General features: G+C 35.6%; 17 protein-coding genes. 3 read left to right on the forward strand and 14 right to left on the reverse strand.

Annotated features, from left to right (window positions below; translation table 11 throughout):
- Positions 1 to 26: 26 nt before the first annotated feature.
- The 10 genes from AB3Y88_RS00110 to AB3Y88_RS00155 all read right to left on the reverse strand — a co-directional run bounded on the left by AB3Y88_RS00110 (position 27) and on the right by AB3Y88_RS00155 (position 8,475).
- Positions 27 to 2,522 (reverse strand): ATP-binding protein, encoded by a 2,496-nt coding sequence (locus AB3Y88_RS00110; RefSeq protein ID WP_367293339.1) that lies wholly within the window; start codon positions 2,520 to 2,522, stop codon positions 27 to 29.
- Between the two features lie 13 nt (positions 2,523 to 2,535).
- A complete protein-coding gene (locus AB3Y88_RS00115; RefSeq protein ID WP_141053550.1) occupies positions 2,536 to 2,835 on the reverse strand; it encodes a hypothetical protein in 300 nt (99 codons plus the stop codon).
- The gene (locus AB3Y88_RS00120; RefSeq protein ID WP_367293340.1) at positions 2,832 to 3,332 is read right to left on the reverse strand and encodes an antirestriction protein ArdA; all 501 of its coding nucleotides are present in this window, start codon (positions 3,330 to 3,332) and stop codon (positions 2,832 to 2,834) included. Before AB3Y88_RS00120 ends, AB3Y88_RS00115 begins: the two co-directional genes overlap by 4 nt.
- Entirely contained in the window at positions 3,316 to 3,741 is a 426-nt protein-coding gene (locus AB3Y88_RS00125; protein ID WP_367293341.1) for a TcpE family conjugal transfer membrane protein, read from the reverse strand. Before AB3Y88_RS00125 ends, AB3Y88_RS00120 begins: the two co-directional genes overlap by 17 nt.
- Positions 3,742 to 3,747: 6 nt before the next feature.
- The gene (locus tag AB3Y88_RS00130) at positions 3,748 to 3,996 is read right to left on the reverse strand and encodes a TcpD family membrane protein (protein ID WP_057737462.1); all 249 of its coding nucleotides are present in this window, start codon (positions 3,994 to 3,996) and stop codon (positions 3,748 to 3,750) included.
- Position 3,997: 1 nt separating this feature from the next.
- Positions 3,998 to 4,867, reverse strand: coding sequence for a conjugal transfer protein (locus AB3Y88_RS00135; protein ID WP_367293342.1), 870 nt, complete (start codon positions 4,865 to 4,867; stop codon positions 3,998 to 4,000).
- A gap of 101 nt (positions 4,868 to 4,968) precedes the next feature.
- Positions 4,969 to 6,174, reverse strand: a complete 1,206-nt coding sequence (locus AB3Y88_RS00140) for a replication initiation factor domain-containing protein (RefSeq protein ID WP_367293343.1) — start codon at positions 6,172 to 6,174, stop codon at positions 4,969 to 4,971.
- A 181-nt stretch (positions 6,175 to 6,355) separates the two neighbouring features.
- Positions 6,356 to 7,756: an FtsK/SpoIIIE domain-containing protein gene (locus tag AB3Y88_RS00145; RefSeq protein ID WP_367293344.1), complete on the reverse strand. Its 1,401-nt coding sequence runs from the start codon at positions 7,754 to 7,756 to the stop codon at positions 6,356 to 6,358.
- Between the two features lie 10 nt (positions 7,757 to 7,766).
- Entirely contained in the window at positions 7,767 to 8,162 is a 396-nt protein-coding gene (locus AB3Y88_RS00150) for a YdcP family protein (RefSeq protein WP_261909432.1), read from the reverse strand.
- A gap of 1 nt (position 8,163) precedes the next feature.
- Positions 8,164 to 8,475: a YdcP family protein gene (locus AB3Y88_RS00155; protein ID WP_261909433.1), complete on the reverse strand. Its 312-nt coding sequence runs from the start codon at positions 8,473 to 8,475 to the stop codon at positions 8,164 to 8,166.
- Between the two features lie 94 nt (positions 8,476 to 8,569).
- On the opposite strand from AB3Y88_RS00155, the gene AB3Y88_RS00160 reads away from it, so the two are divergent.
- Both AB3Y88_RS00160 and AB3Y88_RS00165 read left to right on the forward strand, forming a co-directional pair.
- Positions 8,570 to 8,821, forward strand: coding sequence for an IS3 family transposase (locus AB3Y88_RS00160; RefSeq protein WP_002816285.1), 252 nt, complete (start codon positions 8,570 to 8,572; stop codon positions 8,819 to 8,821).
- A gap of 17 nt (positions 8,822 to 8,838) precedes the next feature.
- Entirely contained in the window at positions 8,839 to 9,717 is an 879-nt protein-coding gene (locus AB3Y88_RS00165; RefSeq protein ID WP_367293437.1) for an IS3 family transposase, read from the forward strand.
- Positions 9,718 to 9,831: 114 nt separating this feature from the next.
- Here AB3Y88_RS00165 and AB3Y88_RS00170 read toward each other — a convergent pair whose 3' ends face one another.
- The 3 genes from AB3Y88_RS00170 to AB3Y88_RS00180 all read right to left on the reverse strand — a co-directional run bounded on the left by AB3Y88_RS00170 (position 9,832) and on the right by AB3Y88_RS00180 (position 11,474).
- Entirely contained in the window at positions 9,832 to 10,152 is a 321-nt protein-coding gene (locus AB3Y88_RS00170) for an N-acetyltransferase (protein ID WP_367293345.1), read from the reverse strand.
- Positions 10,153 to 10,340: 188 nt separating this feature from the next.
- Positions 10,341 to 10,874, reverse strand: coding sequence for an alpha/beta hydrolase (locus tag AB3Y88_RS00175; protein ID WP_056960826.1), 534 nt, complete (start codon positions 10,872 to 10,874; stop codon positions 10,341 to 10,343).
- Positions 10,875 to 11,132: 258 nt separating this feature from the next.
- Positions 11,133 to 11,474 (reverse strand): helix-turn-helix domain-containing protein, encoded by a 342-nt coding sequence (locus AB3Y88_RS00180; RefSeq protein ID WP_054756059.1) that lies wholly within the window; start codon positions 11,472 to 11,474, stop codon positions 11,133 to 11,135.
- 107 nt (positions 11,475 to 11,581) lie between these two features.
- On the opposite strand from AB3Y88_RS00180, the gene AB3Y88_RS00185 reads away from it, so the two are divergent.
- Positions 11,582 to 12,730, forward strand: a complete 1,149-nt coding sequence (locus tag AB3Y88_RS00185; protein ID WP_228888015.1) for an MFS transporter — start codon at positions 11,582 to 11,584, stop codon at positions 12,728 to 12,730.
- A 90-nt stretch (positions 12,731 to 12,820) separates the two neighbouring features.
- Here AB3Y88_RS00185 and AB3Y88_RS00190 read toward each other — a convergent pair whose 3' ends face one another.
- Positions 12,821 to 13,414 carry a DUF1697 domain-containing protein gene (locus AB3Y88_RS00190; RefSeq protein ID WP_056960825.1) on the reverse strand — a complete coding sequence of 198 codons (594 nt, stop codon included), beginning with the start codon at positions 13,412 to 13,414 and terminating at the stop codon, positions 12,821 to 12,823.
- Positions 13,415 to 13,723 lie beyond the last annotated feature (309 nt).

The raw sequence follows: 13,723 nt of genomic DNA on the forward strand, positions 1-13,723 counted from the left end.
CACCTCCTAAACTTTCTTGATTGTTTTTACCGATACATTTCCTCACTTTTAGAAGAAGCCGTTTTGTTGATTGTCTTAAAGGAGCTGGTCATTTCATCAAAAAGTGAGTGAACCGCAATTTTTCCGACCCGACCGTAAATATCACGGAATAAACATTGTCCTTTAATCATATTGGATAACCAATGTAGATTTTCTTCATTGACTGGTAGTTGAACGTGGTTTAGGATTTCTTCACGTTCGCTGGGTTCATCAAAGGCAAATAAGACACCAAACTGGCCATGATCATTTTGGTCAGAAATATCTGCCACCGATTGGGTGGCGTACAATAACATGTTATTTTGTGAACGTCCGACACGTTTCATAGATTTGAGAATTTTCTTACCACTTTTGGCAACATTGAAAATCCAAGCTTCATCAAAGATTTCAGCGGTATAAGAATTACTATCATTTGAACCAAACTTCTCACAGAACTTACCTAGTGGGATCATTAAAGCAACTGATTTTTTCTCTAGGTCAGAGTAATTATCAGGATTATCACCCTCCTTTGGCAACTCTAACCCAGATACTTCTAAAACATTAATTCGGTCTGCTAGATTGACACCATCATTTGAACCATCAGAAAAACCTAGCTGTAAAACAGAATCAGTTACCATTTCATAAAGTAGATTGCCAGCGCCTTTGATTTCTGGATCATCAGAACTCTTTAAGATTTCAATCACATTTAACATACCAACTTTTTCGCCCAATTCTCGTTTTCCAATCACTGTCTTGATTGCTTTGAGAATTGCGGTTTTAGCCATATCCTTATCTTTGGTTGAATAAATCTGATCAATCATGGCTTCAGCAGTATCTTTAGCGTCTGAACCTTTTAGAAAAACAATTGGATCGAGTACGCCCCAATTATTTGAATCAGTAGCATCTAAAGTCACGTAGTGAAAATTCTTTAAGTGATTGACGAACAATGGATAGTTGCGCTGCATTTCTTCATTTTCAATCACTTTGCTGAACCAGTTACGAATTTCTTTTTTAGGATCAATGTATAAAAGCTTTGTTTTCATAAACGACATGTAGATAAACAGCAATTTGACTAGGAATGATTTTCCTTTGCCAGTTTCACCAGTGACCGCAATATGTGGGCTGTCGGTCTTTGCCCCTTTAATACCTTTATTAGCGATTGTTGGATTAAACAAAACAATTTTACGACTGGCATAAATTGATTGTTCGAGTGACTGGCTTTCAGCTAAATCATCAACACGACCGATATACCAGCCAACATTGTTGCCTAAACGGTTACTCACCGCAAACAGATTTTCCGCAAAGCCATCGTTATTGGTTACCTGTAACCAATTTTTATTACCTTCCAGTGAATTACCTTGCAGCAAACGGTAAAACAATGGTAGTTGATCAGCATTAGGTCGATAGGCTTCAATATCCCTTAAACTAAGACGATTAATTAAACGATCAGAACGAGCTTTAACTTCTTCTTTTGTATTTCCTGAAATAGCAAAGCAAGCTAACCATTTCAGAATAGATTTACCTGCTTCAATATCATTTTGTAATTCATCTAAAAGAATTTGATTAGTTAAATTTCGTTGACTATCACGGTCACCTGTTTGGTGCGCTTCTTGGGTGGTACTCTTAAATCTTCTACGAAGTCTAGAAAGTTTAGAGTTCAAACCGTTTAACCCATCTACTGCTTGATACTGCGCTTTAATTTGCAACTCTACGGAAAATTTCATGCTTTGTGCCGTTTCAAATAAATGAGAAAAGCTGATATTATCCGGTAAAGCACCAATTGGAATGAAAGCAACATATGAAGTTCCTTGATCGTTTTCCAATTTCAAGAATCCTTTCTCACTTGGATCAAGAATTGTATCCGTAAGTTTGTAAAAATTATGCTCTGTGCTTGCTTTTAGCACATCATGTTGAATATTTCTGATAAAGTTATAATGAATCAAATACGCCAGTTCGTTTTCTTTTAAAGGCGTTCCTTTAACTGTGATCATAGTTGAATTTAGTTCGTCTAATTCATTGGCAAATTGTTTGAAATAAGTTTCATCAATTGTAGCTTCATAACCCAGTGCCGCAAAAGCTTTTTGCAAGAATTGATCATAGTTGCTTGAAATAGCAGTTTTAATTGAATCAGCATATTGAAACGACTTCAATTTCACACCAAGGATAAATTCTTCATTAGTAATAGTTCCGAGTTCATATCCCAACTGTTTTACTGTTTCATTAGCATAATATTTGGCAATTGGTAAAGCTTCATCAGCAAAATCTTTGCCTAATTGTGTAAAACGTTCAGTCAAGTTCATATCTTTTGGTAGCATTTCCAAGTGTAGTTCACTGTATTTTGAAAGTGTGCCATAGATAAATGTCATCATGCGTTTATTTAATTCTTTTTTGTCTAGGTCATTAGTGGCAATACTTTCAGGCTTAATTTTGTAGTACGCCCAAATATCACCACTTTTTGTTAGCAGTAAATTATCTTTCATTAACTTAAAAGGTGTCTGCAATTCCATTAAATTCCTCCTCTCAAAAAATCATTAGTAACTCATTCAATAAACGTTCACGGAAGTTTCTTTTGCGATCTTGAATAATTTGCACGGCATAGTTTTTTGGCAGTTTATCATAGTGCAGGTCTTTATACTTTTTGTGAGTACGTAACTCATCAGTCATAGTCATAAAGGCAATTTCAAAGCTACTGACCTCATGGTCACGAAATTCACCAACCTTTACCAAAGGCATATATTTGATATTTTTTTCTTTGTCTAACTGCTTATCTACCCAAATTAGATAAGTTCTGATTGCTTCTTTTTGAGTTAAAAATATCATGCGGAGATAAAGAAGCCAGTTTTAGCAAAAAAACCATCAGTGCTAAAGCGGTAATCCTGACCAAATTTTCTAGTATTGATGTAACCGGCTAAGTTGTCTGGAACGTCATACCAAGTATTATGTTCAACTAAATAGCTGCCGAGGTCGCTATCTTCTGAAATATTGGGTAGATAGATAACGCGTTCAGGATCACTTACTAAATCTTCGATACTTTCATAAATCCCGCTGTCAAGTAAATCACGAGCATTTTCCCATAAATAATCAGGCACATTATCCAATTCAGTCGCAATTCGGTTAAGCTTGTTAATATTGTCATATTCGCCAATGTTAAATGGAGCTTCATAGTCTGTGATGATCCATTCTTCTTCTTTTTCACTTAATCCAATCTTGCGAGCAATCGTATTAAATGGTACTGGTAAGGTGAACCAGGCACCTTGAGTGTTGCCAGCATTTCGGCGAGCAAGATTTTCAACAAAGATACTAATTTCTTTTTCCATGATTACCCTTCTTTCTGTAATTAAATTCATCAAAAACGACCGGTTTATCAGTGTAGCTGACTTTAATATCGTGACAAATTTTCTTTTTGCCTTGCAGATACTCAAAATAAAAAGTGATGTAATCTAGTAGATACCAAAAAATATTTTTACCGTCTGGTTGAACCTTCTCAACTAAGCGTACTGTTAGGTATGGCATACCAACATAAAACAGCATGGTAAACAACGGGATATATGAACTGATAAAACTTACGACTGAATGAAAAACAATAAAGAGACTAATTAGTGTTAACAGATAAACTAAAACATCTCTCAATTTGATGAAATACGGCAGTGAAAAATTTTGTGTTAACTGCTTAATTTTAATTGGTTCGTTAAAAACATTACGGTAGTTATAGTTATGTTTTTCCAATATTGATCAACTCCCGAAAATAGTTTTGAAGATATTACCAATGGCAGTAAAAACAGTTTGCGAGTTGGAAATGACAAACCAAGTTAAACCAGTCAATAAAGCAATTCCAATCGCTCTGCCTAGTTCTTGGCGGAAAATAAATTTAACCAGTAAAATAACAATAATAATTGTGATCGCATATTTACCTTGTGTGACGACCCAATCAGAAACATTGCCTAAAGACGGTAATTCAGAAGCTAAAAAGATAGGTTGCATATTAATCTCCTCCAATATTATGATTAAACTCATCAACAAAATAAGTTGTTTGCTGTTTTGAGAGTTTTAAAGTGACGTTTTCTGAGTGTTCAATATCCGAATCACTGCGTTTTAAAATTAGTAGGCACTGAACGACAGGATTATGTTTAGTACCATAAACACGTAGATTTTGGATATTAACGATTTTGTAGTTACCAGCTAATCCTTGAGGATTAGCCATAATAAATTTCATATCATTAGTTTTAGCAGCTGCATATTTTTTCAAAAATGACTTAGTAAAATCAGTGACTTGATTGTTTAGATTAACTGAGGTAGTTTGATTGTCTTTAGAGTATTTACTTTGTAATTTACCAATGTGACCGACTGGATCAATCTTATTAGAAAAATATGGATAACTAACAACAGTGAATTTACTATCTTTTACTTTAAAAGGAATATTCAGATAACCACTGGTTGGGTTATTATTGACAGAGTAATTGACATAGTATTGTGCAATCTTGACACCTTGTTGCGTATAGATACTTTGAAGATGAGCTTTATTGAAAGTCTGGTTGTCTTTACCAGCTTGATCATCGGTAATTAAGTTAGTTGCATAATAAGCAGATAAATCTTGATTTCTTTTATCCATGTCATCAGTATTATTTGGATAGGTGAGATAAGCCTTTAAAAATTCTTGCATGTAGTTGTTTAATAATGGACTGTACCCACTGATATTAGCTGAAGCTCGGTCGAGCTTTGTTTGATAATTTTGAACCTCTTTTTGCAGTCGATGATTTGTTTGAGAAACATTACTAGCTTTAATAAAAGCCACAATTCCGCTAGAAAAAATAAAGACCATTGTTATCCAAACAATGATCCTGGCTGATTTCATATTAACTTTTTTCTTTTTATGTGGAATTTTATCAACTTGACGAGAATTTCGTTTTTTAAATTCAAAATTTCCGATTTTAATAATTATCACCTCTTTTAGAATTATTTAGTAACAGAACAATCTGGATTAATTACACTTTGAATCATTTTTCTATGTCGTTCACCTAAGTTTGCTTGTGCCATCATTGCTTCGATTTCTTCTGTTTCCAAGGTGTCATCAATTATCTTGAAAGCTTTTAAGGTTGGCATAACTTGATTTTGTAACCATGTTTTAGTTTTTTCAAAGGATAATTCTTTAGGATCAGTAACAAACTTTAAAGTTGAGACATCTCCCAGAAACAATGACCATGCAGGATAAATTTCCCACTTTTTCCTTGGTTTATTTTTTATCGGACGTAAAAAAGTGACGTACTCACTCATATAGCCGAAAACTAAGTCGCAGATATTGACTGGATTTTCAACATCGATTAGTTGTTTAACTGCTTGGTCAGCTTTATCTGAACTAAAACGCAGTTCATAGCGATTCTTGACAGGGACTTCTTGCACCTTTAAGTGCTTCTTTTTGGCAATCTCATAATTTTTTTGATAAAAGCACATATAAAATTCACTTTGCATTGATCCAAAATACAAGCTAAGTCCAGCTGCTTGAAGTTTATCAGTAATTTCATTTTTTTGAGTACCCCAGTGATAACTACATGTTTTAAACTTGGATTTATATTCTTTGCGCTCCATTTTATGCAGTAACCGTTTAAGTGGTAAGGCTTCTTTATAGTCATTGACCGCTATATCAATCCGAGTTGTATTAGCATTAAAAGCGTAACAATCTTTTAAAAAATCTAACCAACTACGTTTTTGTTGATGAAGAAAGGCTTCAAACTGACGGCACCCTTGACCAGACATTTCAATTAAAACTCCTCGATTATCGTTTGGCACTGATTGATAAACTTGGATCAAATCAATACTATAACGACCCACATAACCGTATCGTTTAACCTCATCTGAAACAAAAGCTTTGCAATTTATTTTTAAAATTTCGTTAAAAATTATATTCAGATCATGCAAGGGTACTCTGATTCTTAAATAGTCAATGATCACTTCCATTTTTGATTCATGAGTCAAGCGACTTTTAAAATAACATTTAACCTTTTCATGAGTTGTTTTTCTGAACTGGCTTCTCCCTTGTTCAAAATTAATATATGCCCTAGTTGAAATACCGATTTCTTTAGCAATCTGATTTTGTGTCAAACCTTGTTGAAGCCTTAGGCTTCTGATATATTCGTTAGACCATTCATATTTGATTTTTTTCATTCAAATTGTCATCCCCCAAGAATTAATTTGCAAAACTTCACTTTTGGAACTTCATGGTGAAGTTTTGCAAATCTTAGTTATCACTATCAAATCAATGTTTAGCATTACCTTGGTTGACTTGTTTTCGTCCTTGTTACCCCCCTGTTAGCAATCGGGGGTAAACACTTGGCGCTCGGAGCTTTCAGCTCCTCCCGCCAGACTTCGCCCGCGCAGCTTCGCTGGGCGTTCCACGCCCCCGCTCCGCTATCGCCTGTCGGCTCTGATCGCTCAACTGCGAGGGCTCGTCTTTGCTGAGTAGATAATTGTAAAATGAAAACTCCGATGGTACAAAGGGTGCAAAAAAGGCACGAACATAAGCTCCACCAATGGAAACATAGCCCCAGCCACGTACTTTGTCACTTTGAACTTTGAAATTTTTGTCGGATTCACCAAACATCATAATGTAACCAGAACGTGACATTTGCCCTAGAGAAATTCTTAGTCCAAACTGATCACGCATACCATCTTCAAAATATTTAGCATCAGGTCGTTGCATTCCAGCAACCAAAAAGAATCCTAATTGTCTACCTAATAAAATAATTTGTTTCAAGTATCCTAGAGTTTTTTCTTGTTCCTTGAAGTCTAAATTGCTCATGTGGGCTACATATTCATCAAAGAACAATACTTTAGGTTGCATATTAAAGCTTCGATAATCTTTGCCAATTTCACCTACTTTTCTTAATAATTGTTTGTACTCTTTTTGTCTTTCAACCATTTGTTCATAGAACTCACGGACACACTTATTGATTTGACCTGTACTAGAAAAGACTTTTTCTTCTAAAATAGGTATTTGATCTAATTGTGATAAATCAGACATTTTTGGATCACAAATATAGCAATTCGCTCCTAAGTCAATAAATGATTTTAATAGAGCTTGGATAAAATAAGTTTTACCACCTCCAGTGACACCACTAATCAAAGCGTGCGGAAACTTATTGTAATCCCAGGTAAATCCATGCATTAATTCTATTTCTTTAGAATCAGGTTTAGTATCAGTAATGTTAATCCTATTTTGAATAGGATCATTGATTAATTTGTATGCTTTAAAACCTTTTTCATCAATAATATCAAAAAGATCAGCAAACAAAGCTTGTTCAAGCTGTTCACCGATCCGATTAAACTTGTCTTGATTTTTTTGTAAATCCATTGGAAATCTGACAGTAATAATCAACTCCTTATAGTGATAGTAAATTTTGGGAAAATAGATAATCTTCTGTCGAGGATTATTACGATTTCTATTTTTTGCAAGATACAATTTATTATCAATAATCATTCTGGCAAGTAGTTGTCTATGCTTTACCCGAGTAAAGAAACCATTGTGATTGTCGCTTCTTTTGTATACTGCAAAGCTGATAATTGCACCACAAAAAGCAAAAATAGCAGCAGCTAGAGCAGCCCAAATAAGTTTATCTGGACTTCTAGCATAAACAAGATAGAGAAATGAAATTGAAAGTAAAGTAAAAGGCAGTGACATCAAGGATAAGTAGATAAACACAATATCCCGATGAAACCGCCTGATGCGAATTCCTTTATATTTGAACATTTAAATCACCCTATTTTTTTAATGGATTGGTTGTTGGTTTACTTGGTTTTGTTTCGATAGCCACCCCCTTATCATCTAAGATAATATCATCAGCAGTAACTCGAATTCCAGAATCAACATATCGGCCATTTGGAATAGCATAATTTTCAACTACTGGATTGATTAACTTAACCGTTGAATTAAACGGAAAATCCTTTTCCTCTGTTTCAGCAGGTAAAACGACTGTAAAAGAATCGTGTTGTAGCTTAGACAAAACATCATAGCGCCGATCTTTAATCTCCCCAGTTGGTTCACCATCTTCACCCAAGATCAATGACGGAGATTTCTTATCCAAAAATTTTAATTTTCCTAATGATTTTTCTTCATCAATTTCAATACCATTGCGCAATTTTAAGATCTTAACCATACTACTTGTCCCCCTTTTTCTTGATGTTTTCGGCTGTTAATTTCCACGATGCGATTGCTTCGTCACCTGTTGAACGACCAGTAGGTTCAAGTTTTGGCTTAACCAACTCAATCTCAGTATCAGTTTCAAAGGTTTTAGAACCAGCTCTTGCTGGGATTTGAACTTCGATTAATTCAGCTTGTTTTTCTGACAAGAGGTTATAAACTACTCCTGTCGCAATCCGAGAACGACCACCAGTAACTTCACGATCTTTTCCTTCAAAAGTTAATTTGCCGAAAGTTTCGGCAGTTGGAATAACATATTTTAATGGCATATTTAATACCTTCTGGATGTAAGCTGATTCCTGAGACAACTTTTAAGAGAGGGTATAATAAGTCAATCGTCTCTTAAAAGAAAGGAATTTTTACATGCCAACTCGTTACGACAAAGAATTCAAACAAAACATCATCAACCTATATAAACAAGGCGAATCAGCCGCCCAACTGGCCAGAGAATATGGCATTGGCTATTCAACCGTTCATAAGTGGATCCAGGGCCAAGCCAAAACTCAATCCGGTAAATCGCCAGACGAAATTAAAGCGATGGAAAAGCGGCTGGCTTCCCTGTCTGAGGAGAACGAAATCCTAAAAAAAGCCCTGGGCTTCCTTGCGCAGAAGTAACCAATATTTTTGATTACATTCACCAAGAAAGCCATAACCACCAGGTAACTAAGATGTGCCGAATCCTCGGTGTTTCCAGAGCTCAGTATTATCGTTATCGATCCCCAAAGCCTTCAAAACGCCGGACCGAAGATGAGGACTTAAAACAACGGATTCTGCGGATCTTTGCGGAATTCAAGCAGCGATACGGCGTTATGAAGATCCACCATGAATTGAATCTGGAACTTCAACCACTGCAGCGTCGGTGCAGCCCAAGACGGATTTCCCGGCTCATGAAGGAACTGGATATCCACTCCGTTACCGTCAATAAATGGAAAGCGGCTTCGGCTTCCAAAACCAAGGTTGAACAGCGTCCCAACTTGCTTAAGCAGGATTTCTCGACCACTGGTTTAAATCAAAAATGGACCGCTGATATGACCTATATTCAAACGAAGCGTAATGGCTGGTGTTACTTATCAACCATCATGGATCTGCACTCAAGACGAATTATCGGCTATTCATTCTCAAAAAAGATAGATACTGATTTAGTCTTAAAGACCCTGGAAAGCGCGGTTAAAAATCGAACCATTACTGGGGACCTGATTATCCACACAGACTTAGGATCACAGTACACCAGCGATGATTACAAACAACGGTTAACAGAACTACATATCCGCCACTCTTACAGCCGTAAGGGGTGTCCATACGATAATGCACCAATGGAATCTTTTCATGCTTCCCTCAAAAAGGAGTGTGTTTATCCAGTGCCGGTCTTTAAGAATTATGAAACTGCCGCTGCTGTCCTTTTTGAATATGTGCATGCTTTCTACAATAGGAAGAGAATTCATAGTTCACTGGGCTACCAGACCCCCTTACAAGTTGAAATCGCAACACTTACGAGCCAAATGGCCGCCTGATTTAATGCTTTCCATGGTTCAAATAAGTTATTAATCACGATTAATGATTTATTTGAGCTGTGGAAGGTAAACGCAGTTCTGAATGTCTCTTAAAACCTGTCTCAAATATTGACTTCAATCCACATAGTCATCTACCAGAATCATAGACAATTTTGCTAAATGTTGATGACGATATCTTTCATCAATTGAAAATGCACGTATTAAAATATCTGAGTCAGGATTCCCACCATACTGAGCTGGTCCCTGGCGTAAATGAAGACAGAAAAATCCTACTAATTTTTCATTATCCATTATCATAATAGGCTTTCGCTCAGAATCGAACTTTGATTTAGAAATAATTGCCTCTGGACTTCCAGTGTAGGTTAAATCAGTCAGTTGATAGTTGCTTATGCTTTCTAAATTAGTTATTGTTTCAGAGTACTCTATAAGCTGCATTCTTTACCCCCTTCCTATTTTCATTTTAAACGGCTGCAGTTTGAAGCGTCCATGCAGCTTTTCTGCTAACTTATGCTTTGAAGCAGTAGCATAAATATGTGCAATTTCACTTCAATAATTATTAGACTGTTTATTTTGGGTATTACGCGCAAAAGTTGAACTTAGCTGCAGACTGAGACGATAATTATTTATTCTTGATACTTGCTTAGTAATGTCGTTAATAATGGTTGTACTTTCTGGGTGAAATGACCATCATTACGCAAAATCAAGGTACCGCCTAAATGATCAAATAAGATTTTCCCCTGCTTTTCATTACAATTAAACGGATCATTGAATGAATTAAAAATGTAAAACTCATTTGAATTTCTCTTAATTGTCTCCCAGTCATAAGAATCCTTTAAAGTTGTATGGTGCATACCATTAGGCTGACTGTATCCAGCAATGAGATAGACGGCCTTAACTGGGGTCGTCAGCTGTTCTAGCAAAGCAAAAATAAGATTTGTGCCAGCTGAATGCCCGATTAAAATGGTGTTTTGATCAATTACAAAATTCATTTCCTTAATTTTAGCCAACGTGTCGACTAGAGGTTCTTGATCAAGCTTAGGTAAGTCAGCTACAGTTGCCGTAATTCCGCTATCATTTAAACTATGGGCAAGATTTTGATACCAGAATTTGTTAGCTGTTGCATGCGGTGCTGTTCCGTGAAAAATAATTGCGTTCATTAAAAGTTCCTCCATTATAATAGGTTCAATATTGTATCAAAAAGCAGGTGTAAATATTAAGTGTGTCCAAAATTTTGGTTATTTTCTTGAATGATTTTATAAGCTCGTTTTAGCTGCTGTTCGTATGGTTGAATCCCATAATATCTCAACTGTTCTTTTGCTTGCTTGAAGTTGAATAGTTGAATGAGTTCTACTTCTTTAATACTGTATTTTTAGCATAAAATCCATGTTTGTCACCTTAGTATCCAGAACACGTAGTTAGAAGTTTTCTTTGCTTTTAGGACTATTTTCTTTACCCCAATCTGCCATCATTTTTAAAATAGGAATCAAGCTTTTTCCTTTCTCATTAAGCTTGTATTCAACTTTAGGTGGAATTTGGTTGTATGATTTTCGTTCGATTAATTGGTCAGACTGCAATTCTTTAAGGATCTGACTTAACATTTTATGAGTAATAGAGGGAAGTTCCTTTTTTAACTCGCCATAACGTAGCACCTGTTTGCTAAACAATTTATATAAGACTAACCATTTCCAACGTCCTCCGGCAACAGATAATGTATAAGATATTGAACAATTGCCTTCATCCTTTGACCATTTTTTCATATTACTTTCCTTTCTGACAGTATATTACTTTTAAGTGCATACTTACTTTTAATATCAATAGAGTATACCATAATTAATAATCAAGTTATGAAAGGTTGACTTTTTGTATGTGGAGAATATATATTTTAGCCCTAATTAGTTTCCTGATAGGATCCTCACAATTTATTACATCAGGTTTTCTAGATCAAATAGCGGCAGCAATGAGAATATCGATTGCCACTGCTGGGCAGTTTACAACAGCCTATGCACTAGTTTACGCTATCGTTACACCAATAGTTACTTCCTTAACTGCTAAAATTGATAGGAAGAAAATAATTTTATGCTCATTTGGAGTTTTTATACTTGGAAACATTCTTTCTTATTTTTCTTCAAGCGTGGGAGTATTTACAATTTCTAGAATAATTGTTGCTTCTGGAGCAGGAATATCCGTTGTGATTGCTTTGACCATTGCTAGCCAAATTGCACCAATTGGGAAAAAAGCAAGTTCCATTGCAATCGTCACAATTGGTTTTACAATTGCACTAATTATTGGTGTTCCTATCGGAAGACTGTTGTCAAGCACGTTTGGATGGCGGAGTGTTTTTTTAATCATTTCACTGTTAAGTATAATTGCGGTTTTTATAATAATCGTATTTATACCTAAAGTCCAAAATGATCAAAATACATCAATCAAAGAACAATTGAAACTGTTTAAAAATCCAAGAGTAATAATGGGCTTAATGATTACTCTTTTTTGGTTAAGTGGTTATGCCCTCGTTTACGTTTATATATCTCCCTTTTTGACAAAAGGATTAAAACTTTCTGCAAATCTGGTGGTGTTAGCTCTTTTTGTGTTCGGAATCGCGTGTTTAGTAGGATCAAAAATAGGTGGGTATTGTGCTGATAGATATGGAGTAATAAATACTTTATTAGTAAGTATGGTATGTGACATTGTGTCACTATCATTCTTAACAATATCCATAAATTCTGCAATATATATTTTTATCTTTCTCTTCTTTTGGTCGGCAACTGTCTGGAGTGTTCAACCCGCTCAACTAGCTAATTTAGCTTCACTAATTCCTTCACAAACAAGCATGATCCTTGGTTTAAATCAATCTGTTAGTCAAATGTCGATGGCAATAGGTTCTGTTTTAGGCGGTGTCATAATTTCGTTTTCCCCAATGACTTCTTTGGCATGGTTGGGCAACATTGGTGTACTAGGTTCAATTATCTGTGTTCTTTTTTTAAAAAGAAAACTTGTCACTGATAAATTTTGATTTACACAAAGAACAGCGCAGAAGAATTCAGTTTCTTATTTGCGGTGCTTTTTTATATGATAGGTTAAAACTATTAATAAAATTGTTGGTCTAGGGTTTTACATTCTTACAGCATCTTGAGCTCAACGCCTGCAATATTTCAGACATCTTCATTGCTGTCCGATAGTTTCGCACAGTAATTGACTGGTAGATAGGCTTTTTAACGATGCGCGCCAATGCAGTTTTAGAATAGTCTGGATGAGCCGGCCCGGGTCTGCGGAAATAAAGAGCATGTGTTCCTTTCCAGACGCGATCTACACCTTCACGAACTACTAATTCTTCCAGGAGCTCATCGGGGGTGACAGCAATTGGAAATAAAATTTCATATCGATAGTCACGATCCTTAAATTTCACACCAAATGTATCAGGTTTTTCTGCAATGATTGCTTGATACAATGATGCATTAAGCACAAGGACTTGAATCAGTTCACTGTCGAGTACAAACTTTTGGGCTAGTAACTGCTCGATTTTTGTGCGGACCTTCTCTTTTGGCAAAGATGACAGTAAGGCAATGTTACCACTTTGAATGTACGTCCTAACCTGCTCAAAGCCTGCAGCAGTTAAAGCGGCGCGTAAAGCGATCATTTTGATTTTATTTTTACCGCCGACATTGATGCCGCGAAGATAAATCACGTATGGTTCCACTGATCTTCTCCCCCTTCACAATCATCTAGGTTTTATTTTATTAAGCATAGCATGGATCAGCGCCTTATTTCCAAAAAATAATTTCAGGATTGTCCATGCTTAAAAGCTGTTAATTTTAAAAAAATTGATATATCACTTGGAGTAGTAGCCCCCTTAAATTTTAAGGTGTCTTGCCTTCAATCTACTGCTGGAACACTGGGATTTATTTAACTAGCTTATATAAAAAAAGCAGCCTGCTAAACAGCGCTGCTCTAAAAAAGTACTTAATCTAATTATTAGTCAGTAGTTCTAACAGTCATTTGTTAATAC

Source organism: Liquorilactobacillus satsumensis, assembly GCF_964065465.1.
In the GTDB taxonomy this organism is placed as follows: Bacteria; Bacillota; Bacilli; order Lactobacillales; family Lactobacillaceae; genus Liquorilactobacillus; species Liquorilactobacillus satsumensis.